We start from the raw sequence: 15,941 nt of genomic DNA on the forward strand, positions 1-15,941 counted from the left end.
CCCGGGCCGCAGCCCAGGTCGAGGGCGCGACCGGCGGTGATCAGACCGCGGTCGAGGTACGAGACCAGGTTCTCGTCGGGCTTCGCGACGAAGAACGGCACGTCTTTGGTGCGGTCCGCGTAGAACCCGTCCCACCAGGAGGCCCCGGTCTCCGTCCAGCGGTCGGCGTCCGGACTGAACAGGCCGTCCAGGAGCCTGAGTACGTCGTCCACGGTGCGGATGTCGCGGTCCATCCGGTCCCCCTTCGCGGATCTTCCCCGTTCGGGTGATTCTATGATCCCGAGGGCGGTTTCGCACTCATCGTCCGGTCACCACCTCCACGGACCCGATGTACTCCTGCGTCTGGGGGGCCGGCAGTCGCACGGAGTGCGCCCAGAAGTAGATGACCAGGCTGAACACCGTGATGAGGGCGATGTCCCACCACAAGGGGAGGGCGTCCGTCGCGCCGCAGGAGACCTTCGACGCCGGGCCCGTACTGCAGAAGCCGCCCTGCCAGGAGATGACGCCCATCCCCACCAGGTACACCGGCAGCCACTGCGCGTTCCGCCAGTTCGGCTGCGGGGCCCTGGGGTTGAGCCGGAACAGCGCCGAGCCGCCGAGCAGCAGGTAGCCGAGCACGATCGCCACGCCGAGGCGCCACAGGGTGTCCCAGCCGGTCCAGTAGATGATCAGGTTCGCGACGACGAAGGCCACCGGGGCCCAGAACAGGCCGCCGGGCAGGCGGTACGGACGCGGCCGGTCCGGGTCCTGCTTGCGCAGGCAGCCGAAGGCGAGCGGGGCGCCCGCGTACATCAGCACGCTGGCGGAGGTGACGAAGCCGACCAGCTTCTGCCAGGTGGGGAACGGCAGGAAGACGATCAGCCCGATGGCGAACGCGAAGAGCAGGCCGAACCACGGGACACCGCGCTTGCTGGTGCGCTCGAAGATCTCCGGCACATAGCCGTTGCGGGAGAGGCCGTACGAGATGCGGGAGGTGGCGGTCGTGTAGATCAGGCCGGTGCCGCTGGGGGAGATGACCGCGTCCACGTACAGGAGGGTGGCCAACCAGCCGAGGCCGATGGAGCCGGCGAGTCCGGCGAACGGGCCCGCCTTGCCGCTGAACGAGAGGTCGGCCCAGCCGCCGTGGGCGAACGCGCTGTGCGGGAGGGCGCCGATGAACACCACCTGGAGGGCCATGTAGATGAGGACGCCGATCAGGATCGAGCCGATGACCGCGCGGGGGATGTCGTGGGCCGGATTCCGGCTCTCGCCCGCCAGTTGGTCGGCCTGCTCGAAGCCGAGGAGGGCGAAGATGACGCCGCTGGTGCTGATCGCGGAGAGCACGCCCTTGGCGCCGAACGGGGAGAAACCCTGGTAACCGAAGTTGCCGGCCCGGAAGGTGGCGGCGGCCATCACCACGATGGTGACGACCGGGACCGCCACCTTCCACCACGTCGCCACGCTGTTGGTGTGCGCCAGCCACCTGACGCCGAAGAAGTTGACGACGACGAAGAACGCCATGAAGGCGACGGCGAGACCGTAACCGGCGCCGGTGAGATGGTTCTTCTCGGTCTGGACCCAGGGGACGTGCACGCTCAGGTAGTTCAGCGACGCCATGACCTCGATGGGCGCCACGGCGACCGCCTGCAACCACGAGAACCAGCCGAAGGACGCCCCGGCCGCGCTGCCGAACGCGTAGTGCGGAAAGCGCGCGGTGCCGCCCGCGACCGGGTACATCGCCCCCAGCTCGGCGTGCACGAACGCCAGGATGATGATGGCGACGGCGCCGATGCCCCAGGAGACCAGCGCCGCGGTGCCGGCCGCCTGCGCGGCGAACAGGGCGCCGAACAGCCACCCGGATCCGATGATGGACCCCTCCGAGGCCCAGATCAGGCCGATCAGTCCGATGTCCCGCCTGAGGCCGGGGTTCCTGGGCGCGGCCGGGGCGGCCGGCTGGTGCATCTCCATGGTGCGGGCCCTTGTTCTGCTGGGGATGGGTGCGACGGGCGCAGTGAGCTATGCGCGGTTGTGGGAGGTTTGCCCCCATACTTCAGGAAGGACGCGGGGAGAACGGCAGCGCCGCGCCGGGGTGTCGGCGCGCGGTCCCCGGTGACGCACGCGCGAGGGGCGCGGGCCACCGGGGGCCCGGGATGGGGCGGCGGTCAGTCGCCGGGCCGGGCGAGCAGGTCGGTGATGGCCTGGAGTACCGCGTCCGGGCGCTCCTCGTGCAGGAAGCCGTGGCCGGCGTCGTCGAGGACGCGGTGTGCGCCGCGCGGTACGGACGCGGCCAGTTGGGCGTGCAGGGCGCACTTGCCCCTGTTGATCTCGCGGAGGGTTTCCTCGGACCAGAGCTGGGACTGGGTGGCGTCGTAGCCGGTCGCGCTGAGCACGATCAGCGGGACGTCGGGGAGGGTGGGGGCGTGCCGGAGCTCGTCGGCGACCTCGTCGTAGACGTTCCTGCCCTCGCGCAATGCGGTCCGCCAGGCCGTGAGGTGGTAGTCGACGAGCGGTTCGCGCACGGTGTCCGGCCATGCGGCGAAGAGCGGCGCGATCTGGGTGCGGGCGGCGTCGAGCTGCTCCCGGGTGGGCTCCGGCGGCTCCTCCTGGCCGGTCATCAGGGCGAGCTTCTCCCGGACTTCGCGGGGTGCGCGGTCGTGGATGTCCTCGTGGAAGGGGTCGAGGAGGAGCAGGCCGGCGACCTCGTCGGGGAAGCGCTGGGCGAAGTGGCGCGCATAGGCCCCGCCGAGGGAGTGGCCGACCAGGACGTACGGGCCGGGGACCGCGGCGGTACGCAGGAGACCGTGCAGCTCGCCGACGACGTCGGCGGCGGTGCGGGGAAGGTCGACCGGTGAACTCCAGCCGGTGCCGGCCCGGTCGTAGAGCACGCTCGTGGTCAACTCGGCCACCCGGTCGTGGGTGTTGAGGAAGTCCAGGCCGACGAGACCGGCACCGGGCAGGAAGACCACGGTGGGTCCGCCGGTGCCGGAGCGGTGCAGCATCAGCCGGCGGCCGGGCGCGACCTCGTAGAGGTGGCCCAGGGGCGGCTCGGTGGTGGAGGTGACGGCGGTTCCGGGGCGGCCGTCGGTCGGCTGGAGTGGCATGGGGGCTCCCTCGTCGAATGTTCTCAAGTTTGAGAAACGTATCTGATGTGAGAACATTCGTCCATGGACAGCGTCGAACTGCTTCTGCACCCGGTGCGGCTGCGCATCGTGCACGCCATGTCCGGCGGGCGGACGCTCACCACGTCTGAGCTGTGCGGACTGCTGCCCGACGTGTCCAAGGCCACCGTCTACCGGCACGTCGGCACGCTGGCCGACGGCGGCCTCCTCGAAGTGGTCGGCGAACAGCGGGTGCGCGGCTCGGTCGAGCGCCGCTACCGGCTCCAGCGGGCGCGGGCGGTGGTCGACGCGGAGACCGCGGCCGCGGTGCCCGTGGAGGACCACCGCCGGATCTTCGCGGTGGCGATGGCCGCGCTGCTGGCCGAGTTCGACGCCTACCTCGACCGGGACGGGGCCGACCCGACCGCCGACTCCGTGGGCTACCGGCAGCACGCGGTCTGGCTCAGCGAGGAGGAACTGGCCACGCTGATCGGCCAGATGCGCGCGGCGATCCTCGGGCAGCTGGCGAACGAGCCGTCGCCGGACCGCAGGCGGTATCTGCTCAGCCCGATCCTGTTCCCGGCGGAGCAGGTGCCGACCGCTGCGCCCGATGCGCCTGACGGCCCGCGGCGGGACGATCCTCAGGAGCAGGGGAAGTAGGGCGGGTTCGGTGGCGCGCCGCCGGACCTCGCCGCCGACCCACCCGCCCGAACCCGTAACGGAGTTGATGACGATGAGCACCAGCGGTCCGCGCAGAAGAGCCGAACTGTTCGTCGACGAGGAGCGGGACGACCGGCTCGACGCACCGACCACCGGCGACGAACGCGCCGTGCTCGCCGGCTTCCTGCGCGCTCAGCGCAGGACCCTGGAACTGAAGTGCTCCGGCCTGGAATCGGAGCTGGCGCGCCGCTCCGTCGCACCCTCCACGCTCTCGCTGCTCGGGCTGGTGCGGCATCTCGCCGACGTCGAACGCCGCTGGTTCCGGCACGTCCTGGCCGGGCAGGAGGCACCGCGGCTCTTCTCCTCCACGGCGCACCCGGACGGCGACTTCGACGGCGCCGTGGCCGACCCCGCGGTCATCGCCGCGGCATGGGAAGCCTGGCGCGCCGAGGTGGCGTTCGCCGACGCCTTCGTCGCCGCGGCGCCCGGACTGGACGTCGCGGGCGACGACGGCTGGCGCGGTCGGGTGTCGCTGCGGTGGGTGCTCATCCACATGATCGAGGAGTACGCCCGGCACAACGGGCACGCCGATCTGCTCCGTGAACGCATCGACGGGGCGATCGGCGTGTGACCGGGCGCGGGAGTACGGGAGCCGCCGAGGGGCGTCAGGGCCGCGGGCCCAGGACGACGCCGCGGCCCGCGTAGACCCGGTCGAAGGTCTCCCAGGGCACGCGGGCGAACTCCTGCGAGTGCGCCGGGAGTCCGGAGGGGTTGTGGACGACGAGATGGTCGTCCGTGCTGCCGACGGCCAGCACCAGGTGACCTCCCCGGTGCGGCGGCCGGGGGTCGGCATCCCGGATGGACGGATGCACCGAGAGCAGCGGCAGCCTGCCGGCGGCGACGAGTTCGGGGATCTCGTTCCGTGGGAGAGCGGGCCGGGACTGCGCGGTCAGGCCCCAGCGGCGTTCGACGTAGGCGGCGAACGGCGCGTAGATCAGACCGTGCAGGCCCTCGTCGTGCCGCACATAGGCACCGGCCTCAAGGCACTCGGCGGCCAGCTCCATCGCGGTCGGAGCGGCGTCCCGCCAGTACGCGAGCGCCATCCGCAGGCACGCCACACCGCACAGCCGCCAGGACCACCACGCGTACTCCTCGGGGCTCCGGGCCCCGTACGCCGACCAGCGCGGATCCTCCTCCGCCGACATCGCCCCGCCGAGGATCGCGGGAACGAGCTCGGGGGACGCCCACTGCGAGTGGTACGGGACCGGGTGCACGAGTGCGGAGGTGCGGTTGGTGGCCATGCCCCGCAGTCTGCCGCAACGGCCGCGGCGGGGCGGGCCCGGACGTGCCGCGGGGCGCGGTCCGGGCGGCCGCCCCTGACCTTGTCAGTCCCCCCCGGAACCGCCGGACCGGCCCTAGCTGAAGGAGTGCGGCGAGAGCGCCGTGAACCAGAGCAGCACGACGGTGGCGACGCCCATGATCGGGGTGAGTATCTCCGTCTCCAGCTTGTTGCCGCTGTGCTTGATGATGACGATCTCGTAGCGCGTCTTCAGCGGCCAGAGCCACGGTGCGCCCTGCTTGGTGATGGAGTCCCCGAGCAGGTGGGCCAGACAGCCGAGCCCGATCGCGTACGGCAGCCAGCCGGGGGCCGAGGGGATGAACTTGGCGATGACGCCGGTGCCGATGCCGGCCATGGCGACGATCGTGCTCCAGGCGGAGAAGCCGTGGCCGGGCGGGCAGAGGTTGAGGGCGCGCACCGCGAGGGCCAGCAGGAAGAAGGTCATGACGAGCGTGAAGGGCCGGCCCAGGTACGTCACCCCGGCCCAGGTGCCGGCCGTCATCAGGGCGATGAAGAACAGCGAGTGGGTGGCGTGCCGGTGGCCGCCGGAGATCCACGCGACGAAGCGGCACAGGATCTTGGAGACCGGGCCGAGGAAGTTGGCGATGGTGCCGTCGTGGTGGTCCAGGTCGGGCAGCAGAGCGGCACCGGCGCACAGCACCGTGCCCATCAGGATCTCCTGCGGCGTCAGGTGAGCGTGCATCAGCAGCGGCGGCAGAAAAGGTGCGGTGCCCGCGAAGAGCAGGGCGCCGCTCACCGCGTGCGAGTGGCCCATCATGGTGGGTGTGTCCTCCCCGTTCGGTGGCATGCCGGTGACATGCCCTCAACATCGGCGGAGACGCTATCAGCGTGATCGCATCAGGTGGGCGGGGGGCCGGTGGTCCCGGCCACGGTGAGCGGACCGCGGAACGGTACGGAGGAGACGCGGACGCGGACGCCGGCGCATCCGAATCGCGGCGTCCGCCGCCGCGGGGACGGCGGGGCGGGATGCGAGACTCGCCCGAGACGGTCGCCGCTCACCGAGACAGGGAGGCCACCCCCATGCAAGGACCGCGCCGACTGGTCGTCCTCCGGCACGCCAAGTCCGCCTGGCCGCCGGACGTCGCCGACCATGACCGCCCGCTGGCCGGGCGGGGCCGGCGGGACGCGCCGGCCGCGGGACGCTGGCTGCGCGACGCCGACTGCGTACCCGACCTGGTGGTCTGCTCCACCGCCGCCCGCGCCCGCCAGACGTGGGAACTCGCCGCCGCGCAGCTCCCGGCCCCGCCGCCGGTCCGCCACGACCCCCGCCTCTACGCCGCGGAGCCCGCCGACGTCATCGCCGTCGTCCGGGAAACCCCGGACGACGTAGGGACGTTGCTGCTGGTCGGCCACAACCCGGCCGTCCAGGACGTGGTGCTGCGGTGTGCCGCCCAGGCCCTGGGCGACGCCCTGGACCGTGCCCGGGAGAAGTTCCCGACCAGCGCGATCGCGGTCCTCGCGCAGCGCGGCACCTGGTCGGCGGCCGGCCCGCGGACGGCTCTGCTCACCGACTTCGCCGTGCCCCGCGGGGAACGGTCACCTGACGCCGGGTAGCGCGTCCGGCCCGTGGCGGAAGCGGGAGTTGCCGATGGGGAAGACGGGTCGGAAGCAAGGGGCGGGAGTGGACACCGGGCGGCGCACGGCCGCAATAGGCTGATAACCATGCAGCAGCGTCAGCTTTCCTCGCACCGTGGCCACCCCGCGCTCTCGTACGTCGACTACGGCGGCAGCGGAACACCGCTGCTGCTGCTCCACGGCACCTTCGGCAGGGGGGCGATCTTCGCGGAGCTGGCGCGGGGGCTCGTGGCGCACGCCCGGGTCATCGCCCCGGACCAGCGCGGCCACGGTCTGAGCGACCGCACCGACGGCTATACGCGCGAGGACTTCGTCGAGGACGCCGCGCATCTGCTGCGGACGCTGGGGCTGGGGCCCGCGGTGGTCCTCGGGCACTCGTCGGGTGGTGTGACGGCTTTTCAACTCGCCACGCACCACCCAGATTTGGTACGCGCGCTGGTCATCGAGGACGCCGGTCCGCTGATGCGCCGACCGGAGATCGCCCATCCCGTGCTGGACGTGCGGGGCTGGCCCGCCTCCGCCCCCACGAAGGAGGAACTCGCCCGGCAGGTGTCGGAGGCGGCCGGCATCGCCGACGTCGGCTACTTCCTCCAGAGCGCGGTCCGGGACGAGGAACGGGGCCGGTGGCGCTTCCTGTTCGACTGGGACGACATGATGGCCGTCCAGGAGGGCAACACGGGGGAGTGGTGGGCCGACTGGCTCGGCTCGACCTGCCCCGCCCTGGTGCTCCGCGGGGGCGGCAGCACCATGCTGCCCGCCGACCTGGCCCGGGAGATGGTCGACCGCCGGGCCGATACGCACCTGGTCACCCTGCCGGACGCCGGGCACTGGATTCACGACGACGATCCGGCGGGCGTCGCCGCCGCGGTGACGGAGTTCCTGCGCCGGGTGGGGTGAGTGGTGGCAGGTGGCGCAACTGTCTTACTGGGACCTGTCGTTGCCTGCGGTCATTGTGCGCGCTGTTTGGCGGTGGGCGGCCGGTGTGCCGGCCGTAGGGCCACCTCGGCGAACCATTCCCGGCCGAGCAGCAGCCCGAAGAGCGGGGCGGGGAGGCGGATCAGCGTCCGCATCACCGGCGCCAGCCGGCCGTTTCCGGTGACCTGGGAGCGGTGTGCGGCCAGTGCCGCCTGCTTCTGCCGGGCGAAGCGCCGGACGCCGAGGGTGTGGGTGATGGCGGAGCGCGGGCTGTAGGCGGTGCGCAGCGCTTCCGGGTCGTAGCGGAACGGGATCCGCAGGACGCGGATCAGGCGCACCGTGCGCGCGATGGTCTCGCGCGGCATGGTGGCCTCCAACAGGCGTGGCGTACCCGCCAGTTCGGCGGCGCGCCGGGCCACCTGGTGCACCTTGACGTGGTCGCGGTGGCCGTAGCCGCCGTTGGCGTCGTAGCCCAGGAGCAGGTCGGCGTCCTCCTCGCGCAGCAGGGCGGCGAGGCGTTCGGCGGCCTCCTCCGTGTCCGCCCGTGCGAAGCGCGTCCGGCCCGGCGGGTCGGGGTGGAGCACCGGGCCGTGGCCGCTGTCCGCGTATCCCAGGTGGACGACCCGGTGCGCGCCGAGCACCTCGGCGCTCGCCCGGAGTTCGCGCAGCCGGGGCGACTCGGTGTGCGGGCCGGCGGCCATGTGGTCGGTGGCGACCGCGATCACCACCCGGTGGCCTTCGGCGGCGGCCCGGGCGAGCGTGCCGCCGGTCATCAGCACTTCGTCGTCGGGGTGTGCGTGGAACGCGAGGACGGTTGCCATGGGGCCATTGTGCGGGAGGCGTCCGGGCGCGCCCGCTCAGGAGGACGCGGGCGGGAACGGGATTCCGGCCCCGGTGCGGTTGTCGTCGTAGATGACGTGGGTACTGGCCGAGCCCTTGCTCAGGACCAGGAGGCCGATGAGACAGACGACGGTGACGACCACGAGCACCATGGTGGCGATGAGGGCCTTGCGGCGGTAGGCGCGGCGGCGCCAGTGGGCCTGGCCCTTGCGGTACGCCTGGGGAGGGGCCGATACGGAACAGGCGAGTTCGTCGAAGGCCCGGCGGAGCCAGTCCTCTTCCTCGTCCATCGCGGGCTTCGCCTTCTCGCTTGCGGGATGTGCCTTGTCGATCACCGGAGGGCACCCCGCAGCACGCTCTTGAGCTTGGTCATGCCGCGTGCGGTGTGCGACTTCACGGCCCCGGGCGAGATGCCCATGGTCGCGCTGATCTCCGATTCGCTCAGGTCCAGCCAGTACTTGAGGACGAGTGCCTGGCGCTGGCGTGCGGAGAGCGAGCGCAGTGCCGCGACGAGGGCGTGGTGGTCGTCTTGGAGGAGTACCTGGTGCTCGGCCGAGCTGACGTGTTCGTCGACCTCGCGGTGGGCGTGGCGGCGGGCGACGCGCAGGTGCCGGATCCGCATCCGGGTGAGGTTGCAGACGATGGAGCGGAGATAGCCGGCCGCGGCCTCCGGGGTCTTCAACCTGGGCCAGCGGCGGTGCAGTTGGTAGAACGCCTCGGAGACGATGTCCTCGGCGTCGGCGTCCGCGCCGAGGAGCACCGCCAGTCGCAGCAGTTGGGTGTAGTGGGTGTCGAAGAGATGGGCGATGGCGGCCTGCCGGTCGGCGTCGCTCAGGTCGAGGGCGAGCGGGGTGAGGCGGGCCGGCGGGGCGGTGCCGACCGGGGCGGGGCCGGGCTGCGGTGCGGGAGGGGTCTTCGTGGTGGTGTCGCATGTCATGGTGGTGGCGTCCTTGGTCAGTCGACGATGACGGTGTATTTGGAGCCGCGTCGTTCCAGGGGCGGGCCGGAGAGGGTGGAGTCGCTGTTGCGGGGGATGCCGAGGCGGTCCAGCACGGGCGTGAGCACCGCGGAGACGGCCAGGTTGAGGGCGAGGGCCGTCAGCGCCGCGTAGACGGAGGCGTGCAGCGGGCCGAGGGAGAGGTTCACGACGGACGAGAAGTCGTGCAGGCACAGGAGCGCGGTGCCGGCCGCCATCCCGGCGGCCCAGCCGGCGATCAGGGCACGGTGGTGGAACCAGCGGGTGAAGAGCGAGATCGCCACGGCGGGCAGGGTCTGCAGGATCCAGACGCCGCCGAGGAGATGGAGGTTGACCGCGTCCTGCGGGTGCAGGACGAGGGCGAAGAGCACCGCGCCGGCCATGATGCACAGGGAGCTGGTGCGGGCGATCCGCACCTCGTGCTTGGGGGTGGCGGTGGGGTTGAGGTATTCGGTGTAGATGTTCCGGACGAGCAGTGTGGCCATGCTCATGGACATCACGCAGGCGGGCAGCAGGGCGCCGACCGCGAGGGCGCCGAAGAGGAGCCCGGTCAGCCAGTCGGGGGTCAGGGTGCGGATCAGGAGGGGGACGGCGAGTTCGGCGTGGCCGGGCCGGGCCCGTACGCCCGCGGCCAGGGCGGCGACGCCCAGCAGGGCGGTCAGGGCGAGCGAGGCGGCCCAGAGGGGGAGTGCGGCGGTGGCGGCGTGCAGCCGACGGCGGTCGCCGGCGGCCAGCGCGACCGTCACGATCTGCGGGTACATCGGCTGGGCGAGCGCCGTGCCGAGGGCGAGGGTGGCGTAAGCGAACGCGGACTGCGGCGGGACGACCAGGGCCAGTCCTTCGCCGGAGAGCCGGTGGCCGGCGGCGGCGAAGACCGCGCCGGGGCCGCCGAGGCGGGTGATGGCGAGGACGAGGGTGACGGCGAGCGCGGTGGTGGTCAGCAGCGCTTTGACGGGGGCGATCCGGGCGGTGGCGCGCAGTCCGGCCGGCTGGGTGGCCGCGGCGCAGAACCCGAAGAGCAGTGCCAGGCCGAGGCAACCGGCGGCGGTGCCGGCCGGGAGGCCCATCGCGTCCAGCAGGGTGGCCATGCCGATGACCTGGAGGGCCAGGTACGGCATGGTCGCGAGGATTCCGGTGAGGGCCACGGCCAGCGCCAGCGCGTGCGATCCGTGCCGGGCGCGTACGTAGTCGGCCGCGGTCACCATGCCGTGCCGGGCCGCGACGCGGTGGAGCCGAGGCAGTACCAGCGTGATCAGCGGGGTGAGCAGGAGGAGGTAGGTGAGTGCGTAGAGCGCCAGCCCGCCCGCGCCGAACATCAGCCCCGGGATGGCCACATAGGTGTAGGCGGTGATGACCGTGCCGCCCATGAGGAAGCCGGTGGGCAGCGTGCCCAGTCGTCCGCCACCCAGTGCCCAGCCTCTGGGGTGCGGAAGTTCTCGGGACGGCCGGCCGGCGACCCCGACCAGCACCGCCCCGCACACGACGAGCGCGAACGGGACGAACAGTGCCGCGTTGATGACTACCCCCTCGATCGGCGGGCGGTCCCTCTCCGTGGCGGCCCCGGCGGACGGGCGGGCGGCGACGGGGCAGGCGAGAGACCCCCACTCCCACCTTCATATTCCGTAATGTGGAATATGAATTCCATGCACTGATACCCTAGGGATTGCCCCACGGGCCGTCAAGGCTCTTCCGCCCTCACTGCGGGCGGCCGGCCCGGGAGATGAAATGGCCCCTTTCTGAAGGCAGTTATGCGGAGGTCTGTGTGAGTGAAGAACGCGTTGCCCTCATCACCGGTTCGTCCTCGGGAATCGGCGCCGCCGTCGCGCGCCGTATGGCGGACGCCGGACTGCGCGTGGTGGTGAATTCGGCCTCGTCGGTCCGTGCCGGTGAAGAACTCGCCGCCGCGCTGCCGGACGCGGTCTACGTCCAGGGCGATATCTCCGACCCGGCCGACGCCCGGCGTATCGTCGAGACCGCGGTCGAGGCGTTCGGCCGGCTCGACATTCTGGTCAACAACGCCGGCCGCACCCGGTTCATCCCGCTGGGCGACCTGCCGGCCGCCGGACCCGCGGTCTGGCGCGACATCTTCGACGTCAACGTCTTCGGCACCTGGCAGGTGATCACCGAGGCCGTGCCGCACCTGAAGGCGACCGGGGCCGGATCGATCGTCAACATCTCCTCGGTCTCCGGCAGCCGGGCGATGGGCAGTTCGATCCCCTACGCCGTGAGCAAGGCCGCCGTCGACCACATGACGCGGCTGCTCGCCGCCACCCTCGGCCCGGACGTCAGGGTCAACGCGGTAGCGCCCGGCCTGGTCGACACCGCCTGGTACGACGGGGCCCAGGAGGTGTGGGAGGGCTCGCGGGACTGGATCACCGCCAACACCCCGCAGCGCCGGGTCGGTACGCCCGAGGACGTCGCCGAGGCGGTCCACGCGGTGGCCCACGCCGCGTACACCACGGGCGAGGTGCTGCTGGTGGACGGTGGCCGGCATCTGGTGTGAGCGAACGGTTCACGCCTGAGTCGGGGTGTCCGGATCGCGTCGGCCGGAGAGCGGGTCGGTCCCTGGGGCCGGCCCGTTCGCGTTTTGGCGCGCGGTACGGAGTGGCGCAGGTCACTCCACGAGGTGCGGCCGGGGCGTAAACCAAACGGGATTCCCGCGCAACTCATGACTGAAAGCCACCGGCGATCGCACGGTGAGAGGACGGCGCAAGCGCGATGGGGCGCCTGCGCGCATTTTCCTCTGGGGCGTCCACGTCTTCTTTCGATGCCGGTTTTCCAGTTTCGCGGGGCGGGGGTTTCCTTCGGCTGCGGTCGCATTCGGCCGCCGGTGTGGTGCACGCGCCGGCGCCGCGCGATTCCGCATGCCCGGGTGCCGGGACGGATATTTTCCCGCGCCTCATTCCCCTTACCAGCGCGGCGGTTGCCGTGCGGCGGTCCGGCATGCCATGCCGGAAGCCGTGGTGTGCCCGCGCGGACCGCGTTCCACGAATTCGACCTGAGGAATTGACCCATGGGTATGTATGCGCACGCTGCCGCCCCCCGGGCCGGTGCGCGCGGGGTGCACCACATCGTCGCCGACCGCGTCCGGGAGTACCCCGACGCCTGTGCCGTACGCGAGCCCGGCGGCCCCGAATTGACCTACCGTCAGCTGTGGTGGCGGGCCGGCCGGCTGGCCGCCGCCCTGGCCGCACACGGCGTGCGGGCGGGCGAACCGGTCGCCGTCGACCTCGCCCGCGGCGCCGACCTCATCGTCGCCCTGCTCGGCATCGCGCGGGCCGGCGCCGCTTACGTGCCGCTCGACGCCCAGGCGCCCGCCGGACGCGTGGCGACGATCCTGGCCGACGCACGGGTCCGCACCCTCGTCGCCGACGGGAACGACACCGCACGGGCCGGCCGCACGGCCGCGGTCGACGGGCTGCGGCGGCTGTCCGTGCCCGCAGGCGAGGGCGAGGGCGAGGGCGAGGACGGGGCGGAGGCCGGCGAGGCCGCGGTCCCGGAATCGGCGGTGACGGACGACAGTCCCCTGTACGTCGGCTACACCTCGGGGTCCACCGGCGCACCCAAGGGCGTCGTCGTACCGCACCGCGCCGTACGCCGGCTGGTCACCGACGCCACCTTCTGCACCATCGCACCCGGCGACCGGGTCGGGCAGGCCGCCAACCCCGCCTTCGACGCCACCACCTTCGAGGTCTGGGGCGCGCTCACCGCGGGCGCCACCCTCGTCGTCCTGCCGACCGTCGTCGACCTCGCCCTGGACCGCTGGGCCGCCCTCCTGCGGGACGAGGGCATCACCACCCTCTTCCTGACCACCTCGCTCTTCCACCTGGTCGCCCGCAGCAGCCCCGGCGCACTCGCGTCGCTGCGCACCCTCGTCGTCGGTGGCGAGCAGCTGGAACCGGCCGCGGTGCGCGCGGTGCTGGCCGCCGGCGCCCCCGGGCGGCTGGTCAACGGCTACGGGCCGACCGAGACCACCGTGTTCGCCACCTTCTTCGACTGCACCGACGCTTCGCTCGCCGGACGCGACAGGGTCCCCATCGGCCGAGCCATCCAGCAGACCCGGCTCGCCGTGCTGGACGAGGCGCTGCGGCCGGTGCCACCCGGGCAGCCCGGCGAACTGTGCATCGGCGGCCCCGGCGTGGCGCTCGGCTACCTGGGCCGGCCGGAGCGGACGGCCCGCTCCTTCGTCCCCGAGCCGGGCACCGGCGCACTGATGTACCGCACCGGCGACCTCGTACGCCAACTCCCTAATGGCGAGCTGGAGTTGATCGGTCGGGCGGATCGCCAGGTCAAGCTGCGCGGCTTCCGCGTCGAGCTGGAGGAGATCGAGCGCGCGGCGGTCGCCACCGGCCGCACCGAGGCCGCCTTCGTGGTGAAGGTGGGGGAGGGGCCGGCGGCCCGGCTGGCCGGGGCGTTCCTGGCGTCCGGTCCGCCCGCCGGCGCGGACGAGCAGATCGCCGCGCTCACCGCCGAGTTGGCCGCGTCGCTCCCGGCGTACATGCTGCCCGGCCGCTGGACGCCCCTGGAGAGCCTGCCGCTGCACTCCACCGGGAAGGCCGACCGGCGGAGCATAGAAGCCCTGATCGCCGCGGACGCGGAGTCCGCCGGTACGGACCCGGTCCCCGCGGGGGAGGAGGCCGCGGGCACCGAACTCGCCGATGTCCTGCGCGGCGTCTGGGCCGAGCTGCTCGGCGTCCGCGTCATCGGCCCCGCCGACGACTTCCTCTCGCTCGGCGGCACCTCGCTGCTGGCCACCCAGGCCGCGTCCCGGATCCGCGAACTGCTCGCCGTCGACCTCGAACCGTACGACGTCCTGCTCGTCGCCGGGATCGACGAACTCGCCGAGCGCGTCGCGGAGTCGGCGCCGAGCCTGCCATGACCGCCGGCCGTCGGAGCCGGGCCGTCCCGGCGCCCGCCCCGCTGCCGTTCCCGTTCCCCGTCCCCACGCCCCTGCCACCGCTCCCGCTCCCGGGAGGTCGCCGAAACCCGGGCGCAGCCCGAGAAACGTCCGAGACACGGCCCGCGAAAGGGCCCGAGAACGACCCGAGAAAGGGGTCCTGATGGCGCGGCTCCCCTCGCCCCCGCTGACCCGTCGCCACGCCGCCACCGCGCCGCTGTCCCGCGCGCAGGAGCGGCTGTGGTTCATCGACGCCGCGGCGCCCGGATCGGCCGCCTACAACGTCCCGCTCCTCACCCGCTGGTACGAGCCGCTCGACCCCCGCGCGCTGGCGTCGGCGCTGGCCGCCGTCGTCGAACGCCACGAGATCCTGCGCACCACCTACGGACTGCGCGACGGCCGCCCCGTCCAGCACGTCGGCGCGCCGAATCCGGAGCCCCTGGAGGTGACGGCCCGGCCGCCGGAAGGGGACGAGGAACTGGCCCGGCACGCCCGTGCGCCGTTCGACCTGGCGGCGGGGCCGCCGCTGCGCTGCGCCGTGTGGCAGGGCGGCCCGGACGGCGATCTGATGCTGCTGGTGGTGCACCACATCGCGGTGGACGGCTGGTCGCTCGGCGCGCTGTACGAGGACCTGGCCGCGGCGTACGGCCAGGCGCTCGGCGGCGGCGTCCCGCGGCTGCCGGAACTACCGCTCCAGTACACCGACTTCGCCGAGTGGGACCGGGAGGTCTCGGCCCCGTCGGCGATGGCCGAGCGGATCGGCGCCCGGCTCGCGCAGCTGCGCGGTGCCTCCGGCGACCTGGCGCTGGGCAGCTGCCCGCCCCGCCCCCAGGTCCCGGAGGGGGACCGCCGGGGAGCCCAGCACCTCTTCACCGTGCCCGGCGAACTGTCCACCGCGGCCGAGGAGTTGGCGGCGGGGCTGCGGGCCACCCCGTTCGTCGTCCTCTTCGCCGCCTTCCAGGCCGTGGTGCAGCGCTGGACCGGCCGGGAGGAGTTCCTGCTCGGGACCGTCGCCGCCAACCGTGCGCACCCGGCCGTCGAAGGGCTGATCGGGTTCTTCGTGAACACCGTGCCGCTGGTCTGCCGGCCCGAGCCGGGCCGGCCGTTCGCGCGGCTGTGCACCGAGGTGCGCGGCGAGGCGTTCCGGTCGCTGTCCCATCAGCGGCTGCCGTACGAGCAGTTGGCGGCCGCGGCGGGCGCGGACCGCCTCCGTGAACCGGGCCCGCTGGTCAGCGTCGGCTTCGTCCTCCAGAACGCGCCCGCGCCGCGGCTCGGCGACCGGCCCCGGTTCGGCCCGCCCCGACTGCTGCCGACCGGCACCACCAAGCTCGATGTCACATTCACGCTGGAGTACGGCGACGACGGGCTGCTCGGCACCGTCGAGTACGACCTCGACCGTTACGGCGAGGCCACCGCCCGGCAGCTCGCCGGGAACTTCACCACGCTGCTCGCGGCGGCGGTCGCCGCTCCGGGTACCGCGCTGCGCGCGCTGCCCCTCACCGAGCGGACCGCCGGCCGGCGGCCGGTGACCGTACTCGACGGCGGGCGGCGGGACCTGGCCGCGCACTACCGGCAGCGGATCGGCGCCGTGACCGGCGGCCGGGACGTCTCACGAGGGGGAGAGGCATGAGGAGTACACCG

The 15,941-nt window shown here is 72.9% G+C and carries 15 protein-coding genes and 1 pseudogene; 7 read left to right on the top strand and 9 right to left on the bottom strand.

Features of this window, described 5'->3' with window-relative positions:
* The 3 genes and pseudogenes from ACO1BR_RS07160 to ACO1BR_RS07170 form a co-directional block, all read right to left on the bottom strand.
* Nucleotides 1–233: pseudogene (locus tag ACO1BR_RS07160) on the bottom strand (SAM-dependent methyltransferase); the annotation flags it as partial.
* Between the two features lie 64 nt (nt 234–297).
* Complete coding sequence (locus tag ACO1BR_RS07165; RefSeq protein ID WP_426794161.1) at nt 298–1,947, bottom strand: APC family permease; 1,650 nt, start codon at nt 1,945–1,947, stop codon at nt 298–300.
* Nucleotides 1,948–2,141: 194 nt separating this feature from the next.
* Nucleotides 2,142–3,080 carry an alpha/beta fold hydrolase gene (locus ACO1BR_RS07170; protein ID WP_426794162.1) on the bottom strand — a complete coding sequence of 313 codons (939 nt, stop codon included), beginning with the start codon at nt 3,078–3,080 and terminating at the stop codon, nt 2,142–2,144.
* Nucleotides 3,081–3,143: 63 nt separating this feature from the next.
* Here ACO1BR_RS07170 and ACO1BR_RS07175 point away from each other — a divergent pair, with 63 nt between their 5' ends.
* Together ACO1BR_RS07175 and ACO1BR_RS07180 are read left to right on the top strand one after the other, a co-directional pair.
* Nucleotides 3,144–3,737, top strand: a complete 594-nt coding sequence (locus ACO1BR_RS07175; protein ID WP_426794163.1) for a helix-turn-helix domain-containing protein — start codon at nt 3,144–3,146, stop codon at nt 3,735–3,737.
* A gap of 73 nt (nt 3,738–3,810) precedes the next feature.
* Entirely contained in the window at nt 3,811–4,368 is a 558-nt protein-coding gene (locus tag ACO1BR_RS07180) for a DinB family protein (RefSeq protein ID WP_426794164.1), read from the top strand.
* 34 nt (nt 4,369–4,402) lie between these two features.
* Here ACO1BR_RS07180 and ACO1BR_RS07185 read toward each other — a convergent pair whose 3' ends face one another.
* Both ACO1BR_RS07185 and ACO1BR_RS07190 read right to left on the bottom strand, forming a co-directional pair.
* Complete coding sequence (locus tag ACO1BR_RS07185) at nt 4,403–5,038, bottom strand: C39 family peptidase (RefSeq protein ID WP_426794165.1); 636 nt, start codon at nt 5,036–5,038, stop codon at nt 4,403–4,405.
* A gap of 114 nt (nt 5,039–5,152) precedes the next feature.
* Nucleotides 5,153–5,884, bottom strand: coding sequence for a metal-dependent hydrolase (locus ACO1BR_RS07190; RefSeq protein ID WP_426794166.1), 732 nt, complete (start codon nt 5,882–5,884; stop codon nt 5,153–5,155).
* Nucleotides 5,885–6,117: 233 nt separating this feature from the next.
* On the opposite strand from ACO1BR_RS07190, the gene ACO1BR_RS07195 reads away from it, so the two are divergent.
* A complete protein-coding gene (locus ACO1BR_RS07195; protein ID WP_426794167.1) occupies nt 6,118–6,651 on the top strand; it encodes a SixA phosphatase family protein in 534 nt (177 codons plus the stop codon).
* A gap of 108 nt (nt 6,652–6,759) precedes the next feature.
* Nucleotides 6,760–7,569 (top strand): alpha/beta hydrolase, encoded by an 810-nt coding sequence (locus ACO1BR_RS07200; RefSeq protein ID WP_426794168.1) that lies wholly within the window; start codon nt 6,760–6,762, stop codon nt 7,567–7,569.
* A 50-nt stretch (nt 7,570–7,619) separates the two neighbouring features.
* Here the strand turns inward: ACO1BR_RS07200 and ACO1BR_RS07205 are convergent, their stop codons facing one another.
* The 4 genes from ACO1BR_RS07205 to ACO1BR_RS07220 are packed head-to-tail and all read right to left on the bottom strand — an operon-like array spanning nt 7,620 to nt 10,770.
* A complete protein-coding gene (locus ACO1BR_RS07205; RefSeq protein WP_426794169.1) occupies nt 7,620–8,408 on the bottom strand; it encodes a PIG-L deacetylase family protein in 789 nt (262 codons plus the stop codon).
* Between the two features lie 36 nt (nt 8,409–8,444).
* Nucleotides 8,445–8,762: a hypothetical protein gene (locus ACO1BR_RS07210; protein ID WP_426794170.1), complete on the bottom strand. Its 318-nt coding sequence runs from the start codon at nt 8,760–8,762 to the stop codon at nt 8,445–8,447.
* Entirely contained in the window at nt 8,759–9,364 is a 606-nt protein-coding gene (locus ACO1BR_RS07215; RefSeq protein ID WP_426794171.1) for an RNA polymerase sigma factor, read from the bottom strand. Before ACO1BR_RS07215 ends, ACO1BR_RS07210 begins: the two co-directional genes overlap by 4 nt.
* A 17-nt stretch (nt 9,365–9,381) precedes the next feature.
* Nucleotides 9,382–10,770: a sodium:solute symporter family transporter gene (locus ACO1BR_RS07220; RefSeq protein ID WP_426794172.1), complete on the bottom strand. Its 1,389-nt coding sequence runs from the start codon at nt 10,768–10,770 to the stop codon at nt 9,382–9,384.
* 395 nt (nt 10,771–11,165) lie between these two features.
* Here ACO1BR_RS07220 and ACO1BR_RS07225 point away from each other — a divergent pair, with 395 nt between their 5' ends.
* The 3 genes from ACO1BR_RS07225 to ACO1BR_RS07235 all read left to right on the top strand — a co-directional run bounded on the left by ACO1BR_RS07225 (nt 11,166) and on the right by ACO1BR_RS07235 (nt 15,930).
* A complete protein-coding gene (locus tag ACO1BR_RS07225) occupies nt 11,166–11,906 on the top strand; it encodes an SDR family NAD(P)-dependent oxidoreductase (protein ID WP_426794173.1) in 741 nt (246 codons plus the stop codon).
* A gap of 510 nt (nt 11,907–12,416) precedes the next feature.
* A complete protein-coding gene (locus ACO1BR_RS07230) occupies nt 12,417–14,282 on the top strand; it encodes a non-ribosomal peptide synthetase (RefSeq protein WP_426794174.1) in 1,866 nt (621 codons plus the stop codon).
* Between the two features lie 181 nt (nt 14,283–14,463).
* Nucleotides 14,464–15,930 carry a condensation domain-containing protein gene (locus ACO1BR_RS07235; protein ID WP_426794175.1) on the top strand — a complete coding sequence of 489 codons (1,467 nt, stop codon included), beginning with the start codon at nt 14,464–14,466 and terminating at the stop codon, nt 15,928–15,930.
* Nucleotides 15,931–15,941 lie beyond the last annotated feature (11 nt).

The organism is Streptomyces sp. YGL11-2 (assembly GCF_050054615.1).
Classification (GTDB): Bacteria; Actinomycetota; Actinomycetes; order Streptomycetales; family Streptomycetaceae; genus Streptomyces.

Coding starts and splice junctions, on each gene's coding strand:
- ACO1BR_RS07215 (WP_426794171.1), bottom strand. CDS start 9,364: ATGACATGCGACACCACCACGAAGACCCCTCCCGCACCGCAGCCCGGC.
- ACO1BR_RS07170 (WP_426794162.1), bottom strand. CDS start 3,080: ATGCCACTCCAGCCGACCGACGGCCGCCCCGGAACCGCCGTCACCTCC.
- ACO1BR_RS07220 (WP_426794172.1), bottom strand. CDS start 10,770: ATGGGCGGCACGGTCATCACCGCCTACACCTATGTGGCCATCCCGGGG.
- ACO1BR_RS07200 (WP_426794168.1), top strand. CDS start 6,760: ATGCAGCAGCGTCAGCTTTCCTCGCACCGTGGCCACCCCGCGCTCTCG.
- ACO1BR_RS07230 (WP_426794174.1), top strand. CDS start 12,417: ATGGGTATGTATGCGCACGCTGCCGCCCCCCGGGCCGGTGCGCGCGGG.
- ACO1BR_RS07190 (WP_426794166.1), bottom strand. CDS start 5,884: ATGCCACCGAACGGGGAGGACACACCCACCATGATGGGCCACTCGCAC.
- ACO1BR_RS07180 (WP_426794164.1), top strand. CDS start 3,811: ATGAGCACCAGCGGTCCGCGCAGAAGAGCCGAACTGTTCGTCGACGAG.
- ACO1BR_RS07205 (WP_426794169.1), bottom strand. CDS start 8,408: ATGGCAACCGTCCTCGCGTTCCACGCACACCCCGACGACGAAGTGCTG.
- ACO1BR_RS07235 (WP_426794175.1), top strand. CDS start 14,464: ATGGCGCGGCTCCCCTCGCCCCCGCTGACCCGTCGCCACGCCGCCACC.
- ACO1BR_RS07165 (WP_426794161.1), bottom strand. CDS start 1,947: ATGGAGATGCACCAGCCGGCCGCCCCGGCCGCGCCCAGGAACCCCGGC.
- ACO1BR_RS07185 (WP_426794165.1), bottom strand. CDS start 5,038: ATGGCCACCAACCGCACCTCCGCACTCGTGCACCCGGTCCCGTACCAC.
- ACO1BR_RS07195 (WP_426794167.1), top strand. CDS start 6,118: ATGCAAGGACCGCGCCGACTGGTCGTCCTCCGGCACGCCAAGTCCGCC.
- ACO1BR_RS07175 (WP_426794163.1), top strand. CDS start 3,144: ATGGACAGCGTCGAACTGCTTCTGCACCCGGTGCGGCTGCGCATCGTG.